At 61.2% G+C, this 22,434-nt stretch carries 22 protein-coding genes; 13 read left to right on the plus strand and 9 right to left on the minus strand.

Translation table 11 applies throughout. The features are described from left to right. Positions 1-20: 20 nt before the first annotated feature. The 6 genes from der to proC all read left to right on the plus strand — a co-directional run bounded on the left by der (position 21) and on the right by proC (position 4,746). Positions 21-1,388, plus strand: a complete 1,368-nt coding sequence (gene der, locus SynPROS71_RS03195; protein WP_186596565.1) for a ribosome biogenesis GTPase Der — start codon at positions 21-23, stop codon at positions 1,386-1,388. Between the two features lie 5 nt (positions 1,389-1,393). Continuing rightward, positions 1,394-2,311 (plus strand): energy-coupling factor transporter transmembrane protein EcfT, encoded by a 918-nt coding sequence (locus tag SynPROS71_RS03200; RefSeq protein WP_186596567.1) that lies wholly within the window; start codon positions 1,394-1,396, stop codon positions 2,309-2,311. Between the two features lie 18 nt (positions 2,312-2,329). Continuing rightward, positions 2,330-2,596 (plus strand): PipX family protein, encoded by a 267-nt coding sequence (locus SynPROS71_RS03205; RefSeq protein WP_186585799.1) that lies wholly within the window; start codon positions 2,330-2,332, stop codon positions 2,594-2,596. Between the two features lie 22 nt (positions 2,597-2,618). Further along, complete coding sequence (locus tag SynPROS71_RS03210; RefSeq protein ID WP_186596569.1) at positions 2,619-3,269, plus strand: YggS family pyridoxal phosphate-dependent enzyme; 651 nt, start codon at positions 2,619-2,621, stop codon at positions 3,267-3,269. Between the two features lie 76 nt (positions 3,270-3,345). After that, positions 3,346-3,918 carry a cell division protein SepF gene (locus SynPROS71_RS03215; protein ID WP_186596571.1) on the plus strand — a complete coding sequence of 191 codons (573 nt, stop codon included), beginning with the start codon at positions 3,346-3,348 and terminating at the stop codon, positions 3,916-3,918. 9 nt (positions 3,919-3,927) lie between these two features. After that, a complete protein-coding gene (gene proC / locus SynPROS71_RS03220; RefSeq protein WP_255442323.1) occupies positions 3,928-4,746 on the plus strand; it encodes a pyrroline-5-carboxylate reductase in 819 nt (272 codons plus the stop codon). Here the strand turns inward: proC and SynPROS71_RS03225 are convergent. The 5 genes from SynPROS71_RS03225 to hpf are packed head-to-tail and all read right to left on the minus strand — an operon-like array spanning position 4,743 to position 9,448. After that, complete coding sequence (locus SynPROS71_RS03225; RefSeq protein ID WP_186596573.1) at positions 4,743-5,915, minus strand: glycosyltransferase family 4 protein; 1,173 nt, start codon at positions 5,913-5,915, stop codon at positions 4,743-4,745. The genes proC and SynPROS71_RS03225 overlap by 4 nt on opposite strands. Before the next feature lie 27 nt (positions 5,916-5,942). Then, a complete protein-coding gene (locus SynPROS71_RS03230) occupies positions 5,943-7,325 on the minus strand; it encodes an MFS transporter (protein WP_186596575.1) in 1,383 nt (460 codons plus the stop codon). A gap of 9 nt (positions 7,326-7,334) precedes the next feature. Further along, entirely contained in the window at positions 7,335-8,147 is an 813-nt protein-coding gene (gene recO, locus SynPROS71_RS03235; RefSeq protein WP_186596577.1) for a DNA repair protein RecO, read from the minus strand. Further along, the gene (locus SynPROS71_RS03240; protein ID WP_186596579.1) at positions 8,144-8,824 is read right to left on the minus strand and encodes a 2-deoxyribose-5-phosphate aldolase; all 681 of its coding nucleotides are present in this window, start codon (positions 8,822-8,824) and stop codon (positions 8,144-8,146) included. The genes recO and SynPROS71_RS03240 overlap by 4 nt, the downstream gene beginning before the upstream one ends. A gap of 36 nt (positions 8,825-8,860) precedes the next feature. After that, positions 8,861-9,448 carry a ribosome hibernation-promoting factor, HPF/YfiA family gene (hpf, locus tag SynPROS71_RS03245; protein ID WP_186584201.1) on the minus strand — a complete coding sequence of 196 codons (588 nt, stop codon included), beginning with the start codon at positions 9,446-9,448 and terminating at the stop codon, positions 8,861-8,863. 12 nt (positions 9,449-9,460) lie between these two features. Between hpf and lipB the strand changes: the two genes are divergently transcribed. From lipB to queA, 6 genes are all read left to right on the plus strand, one after another. Next, positions 9,461-10,201: a lipoyl(octanoyl) transferase LipB gene (gene lipB / locus SynPROS71_RS03250; RefSeq protein WP_186597838.1), complete on the plus strand. Its 741-nt coding sequence runs from the start codon at positions 9,461-9,463 to the stop codon at positions 10,199-10,201. Between the two features lie 28 nt (positions 10,202-10,229). Continuing rightward, the gene (locus SynPROS71_RS03255; RefSeq protein WP_186597839.1) at positions 10,230-12,173 is read left to right on the plus strand and encodes an AMP-binding protein; all 1,944 of its coding nucleotides are present in this window, start codon (positions 10,230-10,232) and stop codon (positions 12,171-12,173) included. Positions 12,174-12,244: 71 nt separating this feature from the next. Continuing rightward, positions 12,245-12,688, plus strand: a complete 444-nt coding sequence (locus SynPROS71_RS03260) for a YlqD family protein (RefSeq protein ID WP_186596581.1) — start codon at positions 12,245-12,247, stop codon at positions 12,686-12,688. A gap of 68 nt (positions 12,689-12,756) precedes the next feature. After that, on the plus strand, positions 12,757-14,085 hold the full coding sequence (locus tag SynPROS71_RS03265; RefSeq protein WP_186597840.1) for a dihydrolipoamide acetyltransferase family protein: 1,329 nt from the start codon (positions 12,757-12,759) through the stop codon (positions 14,083-14,085). A 70-nt stretch (positions 14,086-14,155) separates the two neighbouring features. Beyond that, positions 14,156-16,042 (plus strand): APC family permease, encoded by a 1,887-nt coding sequence (locus tag SynPROS71_RS03270; protein ID WP_186596583.1) that lies wholly within the window; start codon positions 14,156-14,158, stop codon positions 16,040-16,042. 36 nt (positions 16,043-16,078) lie between these two features. Then, on the plus strand, positions 16,079-17,191 hold the full coding sequence (queA, locus tag SynPROS71_RS03275; protein WP_186596585.1) for a tRNA preQ1(34) S-adenosylmethionine ribosyltransferase-isomerase QueA: 1,113 nt from the start codon (positions 16,079-16,081) through the stop codon (positions 17,189-17,191). 9 nt (positions 17,192-17,200) lie between these two features. On the opposite strand, the gene cysK is transcribed toward queA, so the two are convergent. The 3 genes from cysK to SynPROS71_RS03290 all read right to left on the minus strand — a co-directional run bounded on the left by cysK (position 17,201) and on the right by SynPROS71_RS03290 (position 20,905). After that, positions 17,201-18,187 carry a cysteine synthase A gene (gene cysK, locus SynPROS71_RS03280; protein ID WP_186596587.1) on the minus strand — a complete coding sequence of 329 codons (987 nt, stop codon included), beginning with the start codon at positions 18,185-18,187 and terminating at the stop codon, positions 17,201-17,203. A gap of 79 nt (positions 18,188-18,266) precedes the next feature. Further along, positions 18,267-19,751 (minus strand): PLP-dependent transferase, encoded by a 1,485-nt coding sequence (locus SynPROS71_RS03285; RefSeq protein WP_186596589.1) that lies wholly within the window; start codon positions 19,749-19,751, stop codon positions 18,267-18,269. Continuing rightward, on the minus strand, positions 19,751-20,905 hold the full coding sequence (locus tag SynPROS71_RS03290) for a PLP-dependent aspartate aminotransferase family protein (RefSeq protein ID WP_186596591.1): 1,155 nt from the start codon (positions 20,903-20,905) through the stop codon (positions 19,751-19,753). The genes SynPROS71_RS03285 and SynPROS71_RS03290 overlap by 1 nt, the downstream gene beginning before the upstream one ends. Before the next feature lie 82 nt (positions 20,906-20,987). On the opposite strand from SynPROS71_RS03290, the gene SynPROS71_RS03295 reads away from it, so the two are divergent. Then, entirely contained in the window at positions 20,988-21,242 is a 255-nt protein-coding gene (locus tag SynPROS71_RS03295) for a hypothetical protein (RefSeq protein ID WP_186472700.1), read from the plus strand. A 9-nt stretch (positions 21,243-21,251) separates the two neighbouring features. Here the strand turns inward: SynPROS71_RS03295 and SynPROS71_RS03300 are convergent, their stop codons facing one another. Then, positions 21,252-22,388 carry a fatty acid desaturase gene (locus SynPROS71_RS03300; RefSeq protein ID WP_255442325.1) on the minus strand — a complete coding sequence of 379 codons (1,137 nt, stop codon included), beginning with the start codon at positions 22,386-22,388 and terminating at the stop codon, positions 21,252-21,254. Between the last annotated feature and the right edge of the window lie 46 nt (positions 22,389-22,434).

The raw sequence follows: 22,434 nt of genomic DNA on the forward strand, positions 1-22,434 counted from the left end.
AGTGTTTGCATCGGTCTGACTTGGCGCGTCCCGTCGTCGCGATTATCGGGCGACCCAACGTTGGCAAGTCCACGCTGGTGAACCGTCTCTGCCACAGCAGAGAGGCGATCGTGCACGATCAGCCCGGCGTTACCCGTGACCGCACCTATCAGGACGGCTACTGGAGTGACAGGGAATTCAAGGTGGTTGACACCGGCGGGCTGGTCTTTGATGACGACAGTGAGTTCCTGCCTGAGATCCGCGAGCAAGCTGCTCTTGCTCTGGAGGAGGCCAGTGTTGCCCTGGTGATTGTTGATGGTCAGCAGGGGGTGACAGCCTCGGATGAGGCCATCGCCGAATTTCTGCGCGGCCAGCGTTGCCCTGCTCTGCTCGCCGTGAATAAGTGCGAGTCTCCGGAGCAGGGACTGGCGATGGCCGCTGAGTTCTGGAGCCTTGGCCTCGGAGAGCCCTACCCGATCTCTGCGATTCACGGCGCTGGGACCGCTGAGCTGCTGGATCAGGTCCTTTCCTACCTGCCACCGAAGTCCGAGGAGGGTGACAGCGAGGAGCCGATCCAGCTCGCCATCATCGGCCGCCCGAATGTGGGCAAGTCGAGCTTGCTGAATGCCATCTGTGGTGAGCAACGGGCGATCGTGAGCCCGATCCGCGGGACGACCCGCGACACCATCGATACCAGTCTGGTGCGCGAGAACAGGCCTTGGCGTCTGGTCGACACAGCAGGTATTCGTCGCCGTCGCAGCGTCAGTTACGGCCCTGAATTCTTTGGGATCAACCGCAGCTTCAAAGCGATCGAGCGCAGTGATGTTTGCGTCCTTGTCATCGATGCTCTGGACGGCGTCACAGAGCAGGATCAACGGCTTGCTGGTCGTATCGAGGAAGACGGGCGTGCCTGTGTGGTGGTGGTGAACAAATGGGATGCCGTGGAGAAGGACAGTCACACCATGCCGGCCATGGAGAAGGAGCTCAGAGCCAAGCTCTACTTCTTGGATTGGGCTCCCATGCTGTTCACCTCAGCGCTGACAGGCCAACGAGTGGACAGCATCTTTGCGTTGGCTGCTCTGGCTGTGGAGCAGCACCGCCGAAGGGTCAGCACGTCTGTGGTGAATGAGGTGCTGAAAGAGGCCTTGAGCTGGCGCAGCCCTCCCACCACCCGGGGCGGGCGCCAGGGCCGCCTTTACTACGGCACTCAGGTCGCCAGCCGTCCCCCCAGCTTCACGTTGTTCGTGAACGAACCCAAGTTGTTTGGTGATACTTATCGCCGCTACGTGGAGCGACAAATTCGAGAGGGTCTCGGCTTTGATGGCACCCCGCTGAAGCTGTTCTGGCGCGGCAAGCAGCAGCGCGATGCCGAACGTGACCTCGCCCGTCAGCAGAACCGCCAGGGCTGAGGGGCATGGACTGGCTGCGGCAGATACCGATTGGGCAATATGTGGATGGGCAGGAGGGATGGCTGCGTTGTCTTGATCCCAGGCTCAAATTTGCCTGGGTGCTGATGTTCCTGCTGACCCCTGTGCTCGCGGGGCCGATCTGGAGGGTCGGCCTGGTGATCGGGCTGCTTCTGGTCACTGGGTTGAGCGGTTTGCCGCCGAGACTGTGGTGGCGATCCCTGCTCTTCCTTTCAGCGCTGGGATGTGGCATCGGTTTGTTGGCCATGTTGCTGCCCACCGGAGACCCAGGGGCCTCGCTGAGTTTGCGCTCCGCCGGTGAGGTGCCCGGACTCCTGCTGCAGGCACCGTCATGGGAATTGCTGCGCCTTGGTCCCCTCCAGGTTGGACCGCTCCAGCTCGGTCCACTGGTGGTGGACCGGCGATCAGCCGAACTCGGCTTGAACAGCGCAACGCTGATTGTGACGGTGGTCCACAGCGTGAATCTCATGCTGCTCTCGACCCCGAGTGAAGATCTGATGTGGGCTCTGCGTTGGTGGCTGACTCCGCTCGCTTGGCTGGGGGTGCCGATGGACAGGCTCAGTTTTCAGCTCTTGCTCGCTCTGCGGTTTCTGCCACTGGTTCAGGAGGAGTTGCAGAACTTGCTTCGCTCCCTGGCGAGCCGTGCTGTGAATCTCCGTCGTCTCGGCTTCAAGGCGTCTTTTGGTCTCGTGCTTGCCGTGGGGGAACGGCTGTTGGCCAACATCCTGCTGCGCGCCGAACAGGGCGCCGAGGCGCTTCTGGCACGTGGTGGCGTCTGGTTGCCGGCGGAGGCTTTTCGGCCGGTGTCCGTGTCCGCTGCCGCAGGCCAGCGCACTCTCAATTGGTTGTCTGCGGTGGCACTGCTTCTGGTGATCGGTCTGCGTGGCAGGTACGGTGCCCTTTAATCAATGCAAGTGAGTCCGGTGAGCGCTGAGGGTTATCTGAATCACCCCACGTTCGGGATGCTCTACAGGGTGACCCCGGCCGGAGATGGCCGTGATGTCTATGCAACGCTCTACGCGCAGAGAATGTTTTTTCTGGTCACGTTGCAACCGCGAGGTGCTCAGTTTGAGGTGATCCCCTATCTGGATGCCCGTCATCATGCGGAACTGAATCTGGCAAGGCGCCGCCGGGAAGGGGCCGCAGACCTTGAAAGTTGGAAGCAATTGTTCGATCAGACCTTCATCTGAATCGCTTGAGGGGGCCGCACCGGTGACGTCCATCCAGAGCCGCTGGCAGCAGCTGTCGTCGGTGTTGCCAAGTGGGGTGAATCTCTTGGCCGTCAGCAAGGGGCATCCGGCCGATGCGATTCGAGATCTGGTGGCATGCGGTCAGTTGGATTTCGGCGAAAGTCGTGTGCAGGAGGCTCTTCCAAAGCAAGAGGCTTTGCGTGATCTTGCCCAGATTCGTTGGCACTTCATCGGTCGTCTCCAGGCCAACAAAGTGCGAGCCGTGGTGAAAGCCTTCAGCTGGATCCACTCCATCGATTCTCTTGCCCTGGCGCAGCGCACCTCGCGCATTGCCCTTGAAGAACAACAACTGCCCACTGCGCTTCTCCAGGTGAAGCTGCGGGACGATCCAGCCAAGGGGGGCTGGGAGATTGACGCCCTGAAGGATGCTTGGCCTGAGCTTCAGGCGCTGCAGGGCCTTCAGATCTCTGGGCTGATGACGATGGCCCCAATGGGAGTTGCGGCCGAAGACCGCAGTGCGCTGTTCAGAGAGTGCCGTGATCTGGCTGATCTCCTCGGCCTTCAGCATTGCTCGATGGGGATGAGTGGAGATTGGCGCGAGGCCGCCGCTGCAGGGGCGACCTGGGTGCGCCTGGGTTCTGTGCTGTTCGGTCCTCGTCAATCCCCAACATGACGCGTCAATCAATCTGGACACGCTTGCTCACAACTCCATGGAGCGCTATTCAGGGTCAAGGTTCTGCAGTTTCCCGGTGTCGCTGATTTCTCGCCTTCGTGCTGTTGTCGCAGGAGATGACTATCTCGACGGCGATTACGACGACCTCGACTATGACGCGGGGGAGCACGAGGACAGCCCTCAGGCCATGGCGTCGGCATCCAGTGCCCTCGCTCCCCTGGATGCTGCCAATCCTTTTGAAATGGACCAAGGATTCTCGGGTTCCAATGTGATCGGAATGCCCGGAATCAGCTCCAGTGCGGCTGAAGTCTCACTGATGGAGCCCAGAAGCTTCGATGAGATGCCCCGTGCGATTCAGGCCCTGCGTGAGCGCAAGACCGTGATTCTCAACCTCACGATGATGGAGCCTGATCAAGCCCAGCGTGCGGTGGATTTCGTGGCAGGTGGCACCTTCGCTATTGATGGCCATCAGGAACGCGTCGGCGAGAGCATCTTTTTGTTCGCTCCCAGCTGTGTCACGGTGACCAATTCAGCCCATGAAGAGGCCAGCACACCCACCGTCGTAACGAAAGACGTTGAGCAGGCATCCGCAGAGGCCAGCGTTGCTCCTGCGCCTGCCTGGGCTGCTCCTGGTGCTGCGGCGCTCTGATTCTGATCCGTGAGTTTTGCCGTTGGTGTGATCGGCATGGGGCGCATGGCTCAGGCCTTGGTGCGTCCCTTGGTTGAAAGTGGTGCCCTTCGGGGTTCTGATCTGATTGCAGTGGTTGGTCACGAGCGATCAGTGGCTCGCCTCAAACCTGAACTGCCTTCTGAAATCACAGTGATTTCCAGTGGTGATCCTCGTGTTCCTCAGGCATGGGAAACTCCTGTTCAGCTCCTGGCTGTCAAGCCGCAACAGCTCGATCAGGTCGCTGAATCTGCCGGCAACACTCCCCTAAGTGAGCCGCCGCTGCTGATTTCTGTGTTGGCCGGTGTCACTTTGGAACGGTTGCAGAGCACATTCCCAGGCAGGGTTTGCGTGCGCGCTGTTCCCAACACACCCTGTCTGGTGGCTGAAGGGTTGTGTGGGCTCGCCTGGGGGCGTGATGTGTCGCCAGAGCAAAAAGCCTGGGTGCGTGGGATTTTTGAGCCTGTCAGTGAAGTGCTCGAGTTGCCGGAATCGCAACTTGACGCCTTCCTCGCGCTCACGTCATCCGGACCGGCTTACGTGGCGTTGATCGCCGAAGCCTTGGCTGATGGAGCGGTTGCTGCAGGGCTGCCGCGGGATCAAGCGCATCGACTGGCGCAGCGCACGCTGGCCGGCACAGCTGCGCTGCTGGATCGGCAGAGCTTGCATCCAGCTCAGCTCAAAGACATGGTGGCGTCCCCAGGGGGCACGACGATCGCTGCGCTCCGCGTTTTGGAAAAGGCTGGATTGCGTTCAGCGTTGATCGAGGCCGTGATGGCGGCTACCGAGCGGGGACGCGCGCTTCGTTAAGCGGCCATCGGTTCGTGCCGCATCACATCGGCATACAGACGCTCGAGGGCATCGATGTTGCTCTTCATGGTGTAGCGCTCAAGAACGCGCTCTCGAGCTTGTCGGCCCAGTTCGCGGGTGAGCACGGGTTGATCTCTGAGCACGGGAAGCAGCGTTCGCAGCTGTGTGGTTACCCCCTGGGTGCTCAGCACAATGCCTGCTCCGCCAGCCAGGACCTCCCCGTCAGCACCGGCATCCGTGGCCACACAGGCGCAACCACTGGCCATGGCTTCTAAAAGCGCGAGGGACAGGCCCTCAACCAGGGAGGGGAGCACAAACACCTCAGCTGATTGCAGCAAGGCCACTCGGGTTGCCAGATCAGCTTCGTAGCCCCACCAGAGCACGTCATTGCTGCTGTAGGTGTTCTGAAGGGTCGCGTGGAGGGGACCGTCACCAACGATGACCAGATGGCACCCTTCGGGTTTCACAAGCCTCCAGGCCCTCAGTAGGGCTTCCACGTTCTTCTCGGTGGCCACTCTCCCCATGTAGAGGAACATGCGCTTGTCGCCGATGCGTGCTCGCACGGACCGGAGCGGGCTGCCGACGGTGGTGAGGGTCGTATCGGCCGGTCGCCAGCAGTCAGGGTCAACCCCGTTGGGAATCACGGCGAGCCGTTCCTCGCGAACGCCCAGACGGGCCAGAACCTCGGCCTGTAGATCAGAAAACACAATGACCCTGTCGTACTTGGCCAGAGACGGGGCGTAGAGCTGATAGGTGAGTTGCTGGGTCCCAGCGGTGAGATTGCGCAGTCCGGCATCAAAGGGGGGGTGGAAGGTGGCCACCAGCGGAACCCCCAGTTGCTGGCAGAGGTCGGGGAGGCGGAAGTCGAGCGGCGACAACGTGAGGCTGGCGTGGACCAGATCGGGCTGAAGACGCTCCAAGGATTCCCTCAGCTCCCGTTGTGCCCCTGGTGAAGGAATCGTGTAAACCTGCGATTTCACCAAATACGGCAGGCTGACGTCTGGATCGTTGGCCAGTAACGACGTGTCGCTGCCGGGGGCCCCGGGGTTGGCGAAATGGATAAAGCTGATCTGGTGACCACGCGCTCTCAGCGCTTCCGTGGTGCTGAGGCCGTAGGTGACGTTCCCGCAGAACGGAGATTTTTTGCCGAGCCAGGCGATATGCCTCACCGCACCGTTCCAGCGCTGGCTCTGAAGTTAGCAGCGTTGCCATGGCCGCTCGATCACCGCTGCGATCAGAGCGAAAGCTGCAAGCACCCAAAGAACCGGAAGCAGTCCGATGCTGCTTACCAGGGCTCCAGCCAAGACAAGGGGAAGGCTGAGGGCGATGTTGATCAGGTTGTTTTGAAGACCAAACACCCTGCCGCGTTGGGATTCAGGCGTGTCTTCCTGAATGGTGGTCTGCGCAGGGATCGCGACAAGAGCTGCACCGAGTCCGAGAAGACCACAAAGTCCGAGGGTGTAGCCAAGGTTTCCGCGGAGCTGGCCCAGAAGCACCAGGCTCCAGGTGATCGCTCCAAGGCCTGCAGCTGCCAAGCGGCGACGACTAAAGCTATGGCCCATTTGAGCGACGACCACCGCTCCGATAGCCATCCCAAGCCCACTCATCGCCAGCAGGGATCCGAAACCGGTGGGCCCTAGCCCCTGGATGGCCGAAGCAAGGCTGATCGCCAGCACGTAGAGCGCTGCCAGCAGGCTGTAGAGCAAGACCAGATGCACCATGGCGGTTCTCACGGATGGTCGTTCGCGCAACACCTGAAGACCGGCAACGATCTCCCTCCAGACCGATTCACCGCCTTGGGAGCGTGGCTGTTCGCGCATCCGGATCGTGCTGAGACAGAGGGCCGCCATTCCGTAACAGAAGGGCAGGAGCAGGAACTCGCCCCCACGCAGCCCCACCAGTTGAAACAGGTTGTTCAGGCCGCGGAGGATCGGATCGCCAAGGGCAAATCCAACGATCGTGGCGCCCATGCTGGTGGCCTGATACAGCGAATTCGCTGCCAGCAGGTGTCCCTTGGGCACAAGCAGGGGGATGGCTGCCTGTTCCGCTGGCGCGAAGAACTGGGTGAGCACGGATTCCAGGAAGGTCATCACCAGCAAGGCCCAGTAGCCCCAGCTGAGGCCAAGCCAGTGCGGTCCAGGGAGCAGAAACAGCGGGGTGAAGAGCACGAGCAGGGCGCGCAGTCCGTTGGAGGCCACCATCACGCGCCGTTTTGGCCAGCGGTCCACCCACACCCCTGCCACTGATCCCAGAACCATCGCTGGAATGGTGTTGGCCACGTAGACGCCGGTCGCCAGGAGGGTGATGCGTTGGGCTCTGGTCTCGAAATCCATGCGAATGGCCGAGGCGATCTCGGCCAGGGCCCCGTTCTCCTGCGGGGTGCTCGTCACCCAGTACTGGGCGATGAGATACACCATCAGCACGATGTAGAACTTGTCGGCCAGCTGGGAGAAGATCTGGCCGATCCAGAGGCGGCGGAACCCGTCGAAGCGCACCACGGTCTGCAGACCACGGGGACCATCCGGATTCCCCCCGGTGGGAAGTGTCGGTTCCGGGTTGTTCAGGGAGGATCCGCTCAAGGGTCCTGGTCAAGTCGGCTCATGATCGCTCAAAGGAGCAGCGCTCAGGCAGTCGCGCACCATTGCCAGGGAGCGCACCGGGCGGGGCAGGTGGGTGCGGCACCAGCACTCCAGCACCGCAAGTAGCTTCAGCCAGACGGGTCGCGGTCCGAGGAGATCCCCGTTGCTGCGGCGAGGCAAGTCGGCTCGGGGCAAGCGCTGCAGGAGAGCGAGCTCCGAGGGATTCAGCTGGAGTCTGGCTCCAGCCAAGGCCCCGAGGGCCAGTCCTTCCTCCGGTAGGACGCTGCATCGCCACTCCCACTGCCCAATCGGTGGTGTCAAGGTCTCCCCGCTGCGACAGCAGGCCTGAAGAGGTAGTCCATACCCCCCAAGCGCGAGCAGATGCACTCCCGCCTGCACCACGTTCGCCAGGCAGAGATCAGCTTCTTCCCCTTGAGTGCGGCTGAGGTTTTCCAGCCGGTCGAGATGGATCAGCACCGCATCGAGAAGACCAGGAACGGGATCATCCGAGCTCACCAGGGCGATCGCCAGCTCTGCGAGTGCTTGGGCTGAGGCCAGGGTGTCCAGGCGCTGGCCCAAGCCGTTGTAGCTGCGCAGCACCCGAAGCTGTCGCACCCGCGCCAGGCCGCGGCGACCGACCACCTGAAGGTCCAGGCAGGTCAGGGGCACGGCAGCGGCCAGGCTGCTGCGGGGTCTTCTGGCTCCTGGAACCGCCAGTCGAATTACGCCGACATCGTCGCTCAGAAGCGTGAGCAGCCGGTCATGCTCACCGAGGGGACCCACCTTGAGGGCCAGTCCCTGCAGACGTCTGTCACCACTCATCCCGGATGCCGTAAGGCCTGAGCCAGAGCAGGGCCGTGGCCTGTCCCAAGGGCTGTGGCGCCGGCCTCGACCAGGTCGAGGGCATGGTCCAGGGTTTTGATGCCACCGACGGCCTTGAGGCCGCAGCGTCCACCCGTGAGCTGACGCAATTGCTTCACTTGTCCCGTGGTGACCGCCCCACCGAAGCCATTGCCCGCCTGCAGCGAGGCTGCTCCAGCATCCAGAGCCGCTTCGGCTCCTAGAGCTAACTGCTCTGGCGAGAGCTGATTCACATCCAGGACCACGGTCATGGGCAAATCAAGAGAAGCGATCGCAGCCAATTCTTCGGCGTAAACGTTGGGCTGTCCGTTCACCAGCGCTGCCAGGTTGGGGGTGACATCGAGGGCATCGGCGCCTTGGGCGGCAGCCCATTCCGCCTGGGCTTGTTTCAAATCGGCCGGAAGGGCTCCGAACGGGAAGGCCACAGCGGCGATCAGCTTCACCGGCCCACTGCCCCCGAGACGTTGGCGGATGGTCTGAAGGTGAATCAGGCTGGCCCCCACGCCACCGAAGCCGTACTGACGGGACGCGTCACAGAGGCTCAGCAGGTCGTCCTCAAGCAGCAGGGGGTTGAGGAGAGCTTGATGAATCAAGGGGGGCAGGTCCGGAAGGTCCTGCCGGCGCGCTGGCGCGGTCATCACAAGGGACAGGCAAAGCAGTCAATGGGTCGTTGTTCAGCCGCGCGCCTCGATCACGCCATAACCACCGTGGTTCCGGCGGTAGATCACCTGCAGCTCGCCGCTGCCGCTGTCGCGGAACACATAAAAGTCGTGATCGATCAGATCGAGCTGCTGCCTGGCCTGTTCCAGGGTCATCGGTGGCATGGCGAAATATTTGCGGCGCACCCCTGGGCTGGGCAGTTGCACCTCCTTGCCGTCGAGGAGGGACTCGACGACGGCTTCGTTGTCGAGCACCGCTTCCGTGGTGGGGGTTTCGCTGGCCTTGTGGCCGTGGCTGTGGTGATGGTCGCTGTGGCGATCTTTGTAACGCCTCAGCTGGCGAGCGAGTTTGCTGGCCACCAGGTCGATGCTGGCGTAGAGGTTTTCACTGCGTTCCTGGGCACGGATCACCGTTCCGTTGGCGAACACAGTCACCTCCGCTGTTTGCTGCGGGACCCGTGGATTCCGGGCCACGGAGAGATGCACATCCGCCTCTTTCACGAGATCGCCGAAATTGTGAATCGCCCTGTCGAGCTTGGTTTCGGTGTAGTCGCGCAGTGCAGGTGTCACATCCAAGTTGCGACCATGGATCAACAGCTTCATGGCATCCCTCCGGTGCCTCGTCCTATCGGCAACCTAGAGACGACGACCGATTCCGGAACAGGGTCTGCGGCATTTCTTTTCCAGCCGGCGCACCTGGTTCCTTTTGCGCAAGCCTGGACTTGGCAGCGCTGTTGGCAGGAGCGCTTGTTGAAAGAGTCTGAGGGACTCGATTCTTCGCAAGCAGCAGCCGTGTGGCTGCTGCAGCATCCACCCTGTTACACCCTGGGGCGTGGCGCATCGGAAGCCCACGTCCTCTTTGATCCGGATCATCCCCCCGCCCCTCTGCACCGCATCGATCGCGGCGGGGAGGTGACTCATCACAGTCCAGGTCAACTTGTGATTTATCCGGTGCTGGATCTCCATCGCCACCGCATGGATCTGCACTGGTACTTGCGTCAGCTGGAGCAGGTGGTGATCGATGTGCTGGCTGTGCTCGGTCTCAGAGGTGAGCGATTCCCCGGACTCACGGGCGTCTGGCTCGAGCGGTGCAAGGTGGCGGCTATTGGTGTGGGGTGCAGGCGCTGGATCACCCAACACGGGGTTGCCCTGAATGTGTGTTGCGCCATGGAGGGGTTTGAGGCTGTTGTTCCCTGTGGCCTCACCGGGCGAGCCGTGGGACGTCTCAGCGATTGGATTCCCGGTTTGAGCGTCTCTGAGGTGCAACCCCTTGTTTGTGAGGCGTTGGCCGCACGGTTCGGCCTGCGCTGGGTTGACAGTGCGAACGCTGCGATTGCTGAAGGCCGAGGTTGGTGATAAGGCTGGGCGACCGCGTTTCACCCTTGTGACTGCCACCGCACACGCTTCCTGGCGCCCGACCCCGCGCGAGCAGGCTGCCCTGGCCCGTCAGCACCACGTTCAGAGTCTTGGGCGTGTTGATCAACTCTGGCCGTGGCTCTCCGATCACCACGGCGAAGTGCTCGCCGTGGATGCTCCCCATGCAACCCATCCCGAGCGCTTCAGCTACAGGGAGCTGGCCGACCGGATCAGCCTGGCAGCGGCTGCCTTCCGCAGGATCGGCGTCACGACGGGGAACGTGGTGAGCTTGTTTGCAGAAAACAGCCCCCGATGGCTGGTGGCCGATCAGGGGCTGATGCGGGCGGGTGCCATCGATGCGGTAAGGGGTGCGGCGGCACCTGTGGAAGAGCTTCGCTACATCCTCGACGATTCAGGTTCGGTTGCGTTGGTGGTGCAAAACGCCGAGTTGTTGCAACGACTCGAACTGCCTGCGTCAGGGCGAGAGCAACTGCGCTTTGTGCTGGTTCTGGAGGGAGAAGCCCCGGATGGGGCCATCTCCTTTGATGCCTTCTTGGCACTTGGCGCGTTGGCGTCGGCACCGGACCCACTGCTCGGGAGGGACCGCGCTTCCGCGACCAGCACCACCGCCACGCTCCTCTACACGAGCGGCACCACCGGGCGACCCAAGGGTGTGCCCCTCAGTCATGCCAACTTGCTCCACCAGATGCGCAGCCTGGCCTGTGTCGCTCGCCCCGAAGCAGGTGATCCAGTGCTGAGCGTGCTGCCGATCTGGCATGCGTATGAACGCAGCGCCGAGTACTACTTCTTCTCCTGCGCTTGCTCGCAGAGTTACACCACGATCAAGCAGCTCAAACGGGATTTGCCCCGGGTTCGACCTGTGGTGATGGTCACGGTGCCTCGGCTCTGGGAGGCCGTTCAGGCCGGTTTTGACGATGTCTTGAAAACGTTCCCTCCTGCGCGCCAGCGGCTCCTGAAAGCAGCACTGGCCAACAGTGCCGCCTATGCCCTGGCACGTCGCCGCAGTCGCAATCTGATGCTGGACCCCGTGCGCAAGCGGGATCGTGTCATCGCTGCTGCTGAGGCCTCCAGCCGCTGGCCGGCCCATGCTCTGGCCTCCCGACTGATCTGGCCCAAGGTGCGACTTCAGCTCAGTGGTGGCTCCCTGCGCTTCCCAATCAATGGGGGCGGTGCCATCGCTCCCCACGTGGATTCCTTCTTCGAAGCGGTGGGCATTGAACTGCTTGTGGGGTACGGCCTCACGGAAACCAGCCCGGTGGTGAGTTGCCGGCGACCTTGGCGCAACATCCGAGGCAGCTCCGGGCTGCCCATGCCTGAAACGGAGTTCCGAATCGTTGATGCCGAAACCCGGCGGCCTCTCGGCTATCGCCAGCGGGGGGTCGTGCAGGTGCGAGGGCCGCAGGTGATGGGGGGCTATCTCGGCAAACCCGAGGCCACAGCCAAGGTGCTGGATGCTGAAGGTTGGTTCGACACCGGTGACCTGGGTCTGCTGCTCCCGGATGGATCGGTGGTACTCACCGGCCGTGCCAAGGACACGATTGTTCTCAGCAGCGGCGAGAACATCGAGCCGGGCCCCCTCGAGGAAACCCTGGTGGCCAGTCCCTTGATCGAGCAGGTGATGCTGGTGGGACAGGACGAACGTCAGCTGGGGGCGCTAGTCGTGCCCCGTCTCGAGGCGATGCGTGCCTGGGCCCTTGATCAGATCGCTGACCCTGGTGAGGATTTGGGCGGGTCTCCAGGAGATCCAGGCTTGAGGCGGCTGCTTCGCGGAGAGCTCAACCGTCTGCTGAGTGAACGGGTGGGCGCTCGAGGGGATGAGCGCCTTGTGGGTGTGGCACTGGTGGATCCGTTCTCGATCGACAACGGATTGCTGACGCAAACGCTGAAACAGCGGCGCGATCGGATCTCTGAGCGGGATTCCGAGGCGATTGAAGCGCTGTATGGGCGCTGAGCGCTGGGTCGGTTACTTGGCTTGACCATCGGCCGTTGGGCTGAGACGCTTGGCGCTTCTTCCTGGCTCCCATGTCCGACGGCATCACCCTGTCGATCAAGCGCTCCATCACCGTCCGTGCTGTGGTTACACCGGCTTGGAAGGAGGAGGCCGAACGCGAATTGAGCACGGCGATCGCCACCACCGACCAGCAGCTGGCTCAGCTGGAGCAGGAGGGCCAGCAGGTGGTTGATGATGTGCGCCGTCAAAGCGCCAATCCTCTGGACCCCCGAGTTCAGGAGCAGGTGGCTCAGGTGCAACAGCAAGTGGCGGCCAAGCGCGCCGAGCTTGAGGAGCAGAAGCGCAACCTGCTGCAGCAGCAGGCTCAGGTGCGTGAGCTCGAGATGGAACAGATCGTGGAGCAAGGCCAGCTGGAAAGCTTCTGCGATGTGCAGGTGGGAGACAACCTCGTTAACAAGATGCAGGTGGCTGTTGTCGTGCGCGACGGGGTGATCGAGTCGATTGAGCAGGGTTGATCCCGTCAACGGGCCGCGGTCTGCTGGCCCGTAAAATCCCCCTCTACTTAGTCCATCCGGAGACGGCTTTGGCGACCCACGACATCTTCATGCCTGCCCTCAGCTCCACCATGACGGAGGGCAAGATCGTGGAGTGGCTCAAGAAGCCAGGTGAAAGGGTCGCTCGGGGTGAGTCCGTTCTCGTCGTTGAGTCGGACAAGGCCGATATGGATGTGGAGTCGTTCAACGAAGGGTTTCTGGCCGCTGTGCTGATGCCTGCCGGCAGCACGGCACCGGTGGGGGAAACCATTGGACTGATTGTGGAATCAGAGGCGGAAATTGCGGAGGCGCAAGCCAAGGCACCGTCTGGTGCTGTGGCGGCTCCGTCCAGTGCACCCCCGAAAGCGGCACCACCGGCGCCCGCTCCAGCTCCGACTCCCCAGGCCCCGCCGGCCCCCGCAGCGACGCCGGCCCCCGCAGCAACGCCCGCACCAGCACCGACAGGGACCGGGCGCCTGATCGTCAGTCCGCGTGCCAAGAAACTCGCCGCCCAGATGGGTGTGGATTTGTCTTTTGTGCGAGGAAGTGGCCCCAACGGTCGCATCCAAGCGGAGGACGTTGAGCGGGCCGCCGGCCGGCCCGTGTCCGTTCCCCAGGTGGGTGAAGGCACGGCACCCGCAGCGTCTTCCGGTGGCGCCATTCCCGCCTCACCAAGTGCTCCCGCTGGAAACAGCTTCGGGCGCCCCGGGGAGACGGTGCCCTTCAACACCCTGCAGGCTGCGGTGAACCGCAACATGGAGGCCAGCCTGGCTGTGCCCAGCTTCCGTGTGGGTTACACCATCACCACCGACAAGCTCGACGCTTTTTACAAGCAGGTCAAACCCAAGGGTGTGACGATGACAGCCCTTCTGGCCAAGGCGGTGGCCGTCACACTGGCGCGCCATCCCCAGGTCAACGCCGCCACAACCCAGGCAGGGATGGCCTACCCCGCGGATGTGAATGTGGCGGTGGCCGTGGCCATGGAAGACGGTGGGTTGATCACGCCCGTGCTGCGTCAGGCCGACCGCACCGACCTTTATGAACTCTCCCGTCAGTGGGGTGATTTGGTGAAACGGTCCCGCAGCAAGCAGCTGCAGCCCGAGGAATACAGCACCGGAACGTTCACCCTCTCGAACCTTGGGATGTTCGGTGTGGATCGCTTTGATGCCATTCTTCCTCCCGGCACCGGTGCGATCCTTGCGGTCGCTGCCTCTAGGCCAACGGTGGTAGCCGGAAAAGACGGTTCGATCGCGGTGAAGCGGCAGATGCAGGTGAACCTCACAGCGGATCACCGGGTGATCTACGGCGCTGATGGAGCTGCATTCCTCAAGGATTTAGCTGAGCTGATCGAGACGCGTCCTGAAAGCCTGGCTCTCTGAGGCTGGCTCCCGATTCTGTTCAAGAGCGCTAGCGGTCTGAATTGAAGAGTTTTGCCACTCTTGAAATGGATTGGCTGGACACGTGTCCGTTTCAATTTTTTCTCGTTTGATCGGTCGCCCTTTGCCGCGTTCGAGTGGTGATGACGAGCGACTGCCGCGCATTCAGGCACTACCAATTCTTTCGTCGGATGCGTTGTCGTCGGTGGCCTATGCCACAGAAGCAGCGCTCGGCATCCTGATCCTCGGCGGTAGTGCAGCTCTGCGCCTGTCGGTCCCAATCACCCTGGCGATCATTGCTCTGATCGCCATTGTGGTGCTGTCATACCGACAGGCCATTGCGGCCTATCCCAATGGCGGTGGATCCTATGTGGTGGCGCGGGACAACCTGGGCCGCAATGTGGGATTGGTGGCCGCCGCCGCGCTGCTGATCGATTACACCCTCACGGCGGCCGTGAGCTTGATGGCTGGAACCCAGGCGCTGTCGTCCCTCGCTCCCAGCCTTCTGCCTTACGAAGTGCCGATTGCCTTGGTTCTGCTGGTGCTGGTGGGCTGGGCCAATCTGCGCGGCGTGAAAGAGGCGGGCCGGGTGTTTGCGGTTCCCACTTATGTGTTTGTGGTGATGATCGCCCTGCTCACCATCGGTGGCCTGAAGGATCTCACCTTTCACCATGGCTGGACGCCCGATGCTCCCCCACTCACGGCCGGGCTGGAGCCCATCGGCTTGTTTCTGATTCTGCGGGCCTTCAGTTCGGGATGTTCAGCGATGACCGGTATCGAAGCCATCGCCAACGGCGTGAAGGTGTTCCGGGAGCCAGCTGCGCAGAATGCTCGCAAGACGCTTCTGGTGATGGGCCTTCTGCTCTCCGCCATGTTTTTTGCGGTGAGTGGGATGGGGTTCATGTACGGGATCGCTCCCAATCCCGACGTCACCGTTCTGGCCCAGATCGGTCAGCGCGTGTTCGGTTCTGGCAGTGTTCTGTTTTGGGTGCTTCAGATCGCCACACTGCTGATTCTTGTGCTGGCGGCCAACACGGCGTTTGCCGGATTCCCGCGGCTTGCAGCCATGTTGGCGGAGGATCGCTGCTTGCCTTTGCAGATGAGCTGGCAGGGCGACCGCCTGGTTTATCAGAACGGAATCGGTGTGCTGCTGGGCATCACCGCAGCGATCATCCTGGTTTGTCGTGGCGACACCACGGTTGCGGTGAATCTTTACGCCCTTGGGGTGTTCAGTGCTTTCACCCTCTCGCAGCTCGGGCTCGTGCGCCGTTGGTGGCGGCTGCGTGGTGAGGGGTGGCAGGGACGCATGGCGATGAACGCCTTGGGTTCATTCACCACCTTCGTGGTGCTGCTGGTGATCGTGGTGAGCAAATTCGACGAGGGCGCCTGGACGGTGGTGATTGCCATCCCCTTGCTGGTGTGGGGTCTGGCAGGAATCCGCCGCCGTTACCGGGAGGTGTATGAGGCCATCGCACCGGACGAGGCCATGAGCCCACTCCAGGTGATCCCCAGGGATCCTCCCCTCGGCCACCACGCCATCGTCTGGATGGCAGCGCTGAGCCGCCCATCATTTGAAGCTGTGCGCTACGCCTGCTCCTTTGCTGATTCGGTCACGGCCGTGGTCGTGCTGGCGAACCCTGAGCAGGCCGGTCCGATCAGTGCAGCCTGGGATCGCTACGCCGGGCGTGAGACCGGAGCCTTGGACCTGGTTCTCCTGGAGAGTCCATACAGTTCCCTTCTCGATCCGTTTTGCGATTTCGTGATGGAAACGGAGCAATCGCAACCGGATTGCATCACCACGGTGGTGATGCCGGTGGCCATCCCGCGCGACCGACTGGACGCCATGTTGCTGAACCAGAGGGCCCGCAACCTGTTCGCGGCACTGTCCAACGATCACAGCCGGGTGTTTTCGATCGTTCGCTATTTCATTCCGAAGCCGTCGTCCGGGGCGTCGTCCTGACCCTCAGGCACGATGGACGAATGATCAAAACAGAGTGTGGCTGATCCCAGGGATCTTCAGCTGAGTGCCTACGACTATGAGCTTCCTGAAGCTCGGATCGCTCAGAGGCCGGTTGAGCCGCGCCATGCTGCAAAACTGCTGATGGTTCCGCCTCTGGAGGCGTCCTCCCTGCAGGGGCGGCATGGGACGGTGTGGGACTGGCAGAACGAACTCCGCAGCGGTGATCTGTTGGTGGTGAATGACACCCGGGTGCTGCAGGCCCGCTTGCGGGTGAGGCGTTCCGGTGGCGGTCTGGGGGAATTGCTGGTGCTGGAGCCGAGGGGAGAGGGACGTTGGTTGTGTCTGGCACGCCCTGGCAAGAAATTGCGGCCTGGTGATCAGGTTTGGCTCGAGGCCCTTGAACAGGATCCGCTGCCCCTGCAGGTGCTGGCGAGCGATCCAGCCAGCGGCGGACGCATTGTGCAGTTCCCGCCGGCCTTTGCTGACGCCATCGCGATCGAGGCCTTGCTGCAGCGTTACGGAGAAGTTCCGCTTCCGCCCTACATCACCTGCCACGACGACTCGGATCAGGAGCGGTATCAGACGCGCTATGCATCACGCCCCGGTGCAGTAGCTGCACCAACCGCTGGGCTGCATCTCAGTGATGACCTTCTGCAGGCGATCCGCGAGCGTGGCGTGCAGATGTCCAGCGTGACCCTTCACGTGGGACTGGGGACCTTCCGGCCTGTGGAAACCGAGGATCTGCGGGAACTCAGCCTGCACAGCGAATGGGTGGAGGTGTCCTCGGAGCTTGTGGCTGCTGTGCAGGCCTGCCGCCAACGCGGGGGGCGGGTGATCGCAGTGGGAACCACGAGTGTGCGGGCTCTGGAAGGGGCTGCTGCAGCCGGCGGTGGGCAATTGCAACCGCTCAAAGGGCCAGTGGACCTGGTCATCCAGCCCGGTTACCGATTCATGGTGGTGGATGGATTACTGACCAACTTCCACCTCCCCAAAAGCTCCCTGCTCCTTCTAGTGAGTGCCCTGATTGGGAGAGAGCGGCTGCTGGATCTGTATGAGCTCGCGATGGCAAGCGACTATCGGTTTTATTCCTACGGGGATGCGATGTGGATTGCACCGGGAGCGGTCCTCATGGATGCCCGCCCCCGGTGACGGGTTCGATCAGACAGCGACAGGCTGTTCGATGATGCCGGTGGGCACATCCGCGAACATCACGGACGACAGATAACGCTCGGCCAGGTCGGGCAGCACCACCACAATGGTTTTGCCGGCGTAGGCATCCTGTTGCGCCAGCCGGATGGCAGCAGCCGCAGCTGCACCGCAGGAGATTCCCACCAGCAGGCCCTCCTCCTTGGCGAGGCGCTGAGCCATGGCAATGGACTCCTCATTGGTCACCTGCTCAACCTTGTCGACCACGGAAAGATCGAGGTTCTTGGGGATGAAGCCAGCACCAATGCCCTGGATCTTGTGAGGACCAGGCTTGATCTCCTCACCATTGAGGGTCTGGGTGATCACGGGGCTGTGGCTGGGCTCTACTGCCACAGACTCGATCGCCTTGCCGGCCTCGTTCTTGATGTAACGGGACACGCCGGTGATCGTGCCGCCGGTGCCAACGCCGGCCACCAGCACGTCAATGGCACCGTCGCAGTCGTTCCAGATCTCAGGCCCTGTGGTTTTGAAGTGGATTTCAGGGTTGGCGGGATTCTCGAACTGCCCAGGCATGAAATATTTGGCGGGATCGCTAGAGGCGATCTCCTTGGCCTTGGCAATGGCACCGGGCATGCCTTTGGCGGCCTCGGTGAGCACAATCTCAGCGCCGAGCACGGCCATTACACGGCGACGCTCGATGGACATCGACTCGGGCATTGTGAGCACGAGCTTGTAGCCGCGAGCTGCGGCGGTGAAGGCCAGGGCAATGCCGGTGTTGCCGGAGGTGGGTTCAACGATCACCTTGCCTTCGGTGAGATCCCCTCGCTTTTCGGCGTCCCAGATCATGTTGGCGCCGATGCGGCACTTCACGCTGTAGGCAGGGTTGCGACCCTCAACCTTGGCGAGCACGGTGGCTTTGCAGCCTTTGGTGACGTGGTTGAGACGCACCAGCGGTGTGTTGCCGATGGCCTGGCTGTTGTCGGCGTAAACGCGTGACATGTCGGTGAAGGCGTTTCTAGTCCACCGATTTTAAAGAGCTCATCCCGTCAGGAATGCTGGTGTTAAGAGGATCTTCAGGTCAGGCCGAAAGGGCCCGATCAAAACGGCTCCAAAGTTGGTCGTGATCTTCCAGTCCCACGGAGACCCGCAGCAGGTGTGAGGGAACCCCACAGGTTTCGGCCCAGGGCAATTCCCCGTAATGGGCCAGCAGCACATAGGGACAGACCAGGGTGAATGCGGTGCCGAGACTGGGGCCCTTGCACACCTGCAGGGCGTCGTAGACCCGTGCTGCCTTCTCAGCTCCTGCTTTTAGCGCGAACGACAGCAGGCAACCATGGCCTCCATCGGAACGGCGAAGCCTGTTGAACCGCTCGCAGCGTCCCGGATGGAACACCTGGGCGACGGCGGGATGCTCCTGAAGCCTGATCGCCAGTGACTGGGTGTTGGCATTGAGCTTGGCAACACGCTCGGCCACATCGCAGCTGCCCTGTTCCAGGGCGATGGCGTCGGCGTCTGCGAGATCCGCAACGGCCTGAGGTGATGCCGTGCTCCGGGCCCAGGTCTCCCACCAGGGGGAAAAAGGACTAATCACCAGGCTCCCTGCCATCACATCGCCGCGTCCGGCAAAGCTTTTGGTGAGGGAGCTGAACACCAAATCCGCGTGGGGCAGCGCGTTGATGTTGAGTCCGGAGCCGATCGTGTCATCGGCGATCACCGGGATCCCCCGTTCGTGCGCCAGCGCTGCAATTTCGGGCAGATTCACGCAGCGAAGCAAGGGGTTGCTCGGCAGTTCCACCACGATGGCTCCCGGTTGGAGACGATCCAAGGCCGTCTGCACTTGTGCGGGTGTGTCGTCGAGGAGCAGCTCCGCTCCGCTGAAGACCACCTGAGGCAGCTTCAGCACATCCACATAGGGAAAGCCGATCTGCAGCACCGGCCGCCCGGGATGGAGGACGGCGATGCGTTGAAGCGCTGAGTGCAGTGCAGCCATCCCGGAGGGATGCAGGCTGATGGCGTCCTCAGCGCAGCCATAGATCCCAGCCAGGCGTTGGATCACCGTGCTCAGGGCTGACTTGGCAATCGCCGTATCAGGCGACGCCTCCTTGCCCAGGGCGATGGCCGCCAGGCGCGACGATGCACCCAGGCCCGTGTGTTGCCAGAAGGCCTTCGCGGCCATCGTCCTGATCGGGTCAGCGACCAGGCAGGGCAAACCCCGTACCGTTCGGATTGCGCTGAAGCCGTCCAGGGCCTGTCGCTGGCAATGGTTCCCGGCTGCTTCGGCCGCGGCTTCAGTGGGATAGGGCCAACAGCTGTATCCAGTTGACGGCGCCAATCCAGACTCCTTCAGTGCCAGATCCGCCAGTTCCCTGACCAGCGGATGCAGTCCGAAGCGTGGGTAAACCGCGCGAAGCGCCGCACGGCACGAGGGTTCGTTTTCCTCGTAGGCGATCACGTCGCTCCAGCGTGGCAGCGCGACCGAAACCGCATGGGTGGCATCCGGCAGGGGATGGCCAAGATCGTGCCCCTGCCAACAGGGATCCTCCAGCAGGTTGCGCGGACTCATCACAGCGTCGCTAAGGCCTGATCGAGATCCGAGATCAGGTCGGCGACGTCTTCACAGCCAACTGACAGACGGATCAACCCATCGGTGATGCCCAGCTTGCTCTTGACTTCAGGGGACACAGCGGCGTGGGTCATGGTGGCGGGGTGGCAGATCAAGCTCTCCACGCCCCCCAAGCTTTCCGCCATGGTGAACCAGCGCAGTGCCTTGCACACCGCATAGGCCTGTTCTCGGCTGGTCTCTAGACCGATGGTCACAATGGCTCCACCGCCGTGCATCTGTCTAAGGGCTACAGCTTGCTGGGGATGGTCAGAGCGATGGGGATAGCGAGTCCATTCCACCTGGGGGTGGTCGGCCAGATGGTCGGCCAGTGCAGCCGCGTTTTCGATCTGTTGGCGCAGCCGCAGTGGCAGGGTTTTGATGCCTCGGGTGATCAACCAGCAGTCGAAGGGAGACGGCATCAGGCCCAGAGCCTTCTGGGCGAACACCATGCGCTCATGCCATTCAGGGGCATCTGTGCAGACGGCGCCCCCGAGGGCATCGGAATGCCCATTGATGTATTTGGTGGTGCTGGTGAGCGAGAGCGTGGCACCCAGCTGTAAAGGGCGCTGCACCAGGGCTGTGGCGAAGGTGTTGTCGACCACAACAGGCACCGCAACGCTGCGGGCTGCGTTGCAGACCGCTTCTAGATCAATCACCTTGAGCAGCGGGTTGGTTGGGCTCTCCAGCCAAATCATGGCGGGCTGGAGCTCGGCGATTGCCGTTAGTGATGAGGGATCTGTGAAATCCACCCATTCAGTGCGCACGCCGAATTTGGCGAACACCTGTTCGAACAAACGCACGGTGCAGCCGTAGAGGTTCTCCTCGCACAGCACCAGGTCTCCCTGTTGGAGGGTGGAGGCGATGGCTGTGATCGCACTCACCCCCGAGCCGAACACGGTGGCGTGGTCGCACCGTTCCACCGAGGCCAGCACACCTTCAAGAATGCGGAAATTGGGGTTGCCTGAACGGGTGTAGTCAAAGCCTCCAGGATTGCCATGGGCGAAGGTGGAGGTGGCGTAAATCGGCGGCATCACCGTGCCGGTGTCATCCGCGAAGCTCTCGCCGTGATGGATGGCACGGGTGGCATCAGCGGGTGCGGTCGCGGGATGCTGCAAGGGGTGACTCCGCTCAGCTTGTAAGGCTAGGAAATGGTCTTTGCGAACCCACTAGGGTCATGCCTTGTGTCCAGGCGTCATCGTGACTGAGAACCCTTTGCAGTCCCAGAAAGACGAGTGGAGAGATCACGTTCTCAGCGAAATCGTTACTTTTTTGAGCGAGAATAAGGAAGCAATCCACTCTCGCTATTTCGAACAACGAGAGGGCAAGCTTTCTCGCGAATTCATTGAAGCGGCAGGGTTGATGGATTTTGAACTTGCGATCACCTTCCTCGAAGACAAGCCGAAAGGTTTTGGTTTGGGTCTTGGTTTCTTTAAGGCCAATCTCATTCGCTGACCAATGAAATCAGTGTTTGAATGATTGTTTTGTGGAGACGAGTTGCAGCGTCTCATTGTCCCAAAGGATGAGCGAGAAGCAGTCCCAGAGCTGGTCTAGCCGGAGCCTCTTGACTCCGTCAAAATTGTTTTGTCGGTCTTCGTGGCAATGGCGGAGGCGATAGTTGGGGATCCTTTCGGACAGGTGGTGCACGTGGTGATAAGCGATATCGGCGGTAAACCAGTTAAGAACAGGAGGCATGATCAGAAACGATGAACCATCGATAGCCCCTTTGAAATAACTCCAATGATCTTCGTCACTCGCATAAGAACCTGGGAAGTTGTGTTGAACAAAGAAAACAGCAATCATAATTGCTGCGCTTGTGCTCATGATTAAGGTATAAAGAATCCAGAAATGCCAATATCCGATTGCGCTTCCGATCCACCACCATGCGAGCGAGATGCATAGGGTATTGGCAAGTGTGTCGTAAACCTCTTCCTTTGTGTAGAAGAAGCTGGATTTGTGATTGTTGATAAATATAAATGGGTTGAATAGCTTTCTGCTAGAAATTTTTCGGAATCCATCAATGGTTCCATTGGTAATCAATTCAACAAACCCCAAAAGCAATGCCACTCTTGGCTTGATCACTAAGTAGTAGAAGCCTCCAGGGAAAAGAGTTAAAGGGTGGCGCAGTGCTTGGTAGAGAAACTGGGAATTCTTGCCCTTTTTCTCAAATTCGCGACGCGTCGTTAAGGCCGACGGGCCTCTGTATCGATTCCAATTGCCATTGTGTTTGTGGTGGAAGGCATGACCTCTTGACCAGGGGTGGTGCGGCATTGCATGGAAAATGCTCAGTAGGAATGCGGCAGAGCGATTAGCGGTTTTAGACTTGAATAAGCTGTGATGACCACAGTCATGCATTAATGAGAAGCTTCTGCTTAAAAATAAAATGATTAAGGCGAACAGGCCTGGCGTTAGTATCAACGACAATACGTTTAGCTGTTCTGTGGTTTTAACGATCGCAACGCAGCACAGGATTAAGGGAATGGCTGTATTGATGATCTGCCATGAGGCGATTTTGTCGTCACTTACCATGTAAGGCTTGATGTTTAAATCAATGCGCCTCAGTGGTGTTGTTGGCAAGGGTTTGGTGACGGCGCTGCTCAAGGGAATGGCCTTCGTTGGTTAATGGTGTAGGCGCGAATCATTCGGA

Origin of the sequence: Synechococcus sp. PROS-7-1 (assembly GCF_014279795.1) — a bacterium.
Classification (GTDB): Bacteria; Cyanobacteriota; Cyanobacteriia; order PCC-6307; family Cyanobiaceae; genus Synechococcus_C.

Coding starts and splice junctions, on each gene's coding strand:
- SynPROS71_RS03200 (WP_186596567.1), top strand. CDS start 1,394: ATGGACTGGCTGCGGCAGATACCGATTGGGCAATATGTGGATGGGCAG.
- recO (WP_186596577.1), bottom strand. CDS start 8,147: ATGAGTGGTGACAGACGTCTGCAGGGACTGGCCCTCAAGGTGGGTCCC.
- SynPROS71_RS03240 (WP_186596579.1), bottom strand. CDS start 8,824: ATGACCGCGCCAGCGCGCCGGCAGGACCTTCCGGACCTGCCCCCCTTG.
- hpf (WP_186584201.1), bottom strand. CDS start 9,448: ATGAAGCTGTTGATCCATGGTCGCAACTTGGATGTGACACCTGCACTG.
- SynPROS71_RS03260 (WP_186596581.1), top strand. CDS start 12,245: ATGTCCGACGGCATCACCCTGTCGATCAAGCGCTCCATCACCGTCCGT.
- cysK (WP_186596587.1), bottom strand. CDS start 18,187: ATGTCACGCGTTTACGCCGACAACAGCCAGGCCATCGGCAACACACCG.
- SynPROS71_RS03285 (WP_186596589.1), bottom strand. CDS start 19,751: ATGAGTCCGCGCAACCTGCTGGAGGATCCCTGTTGGCAGGGGCACGAT.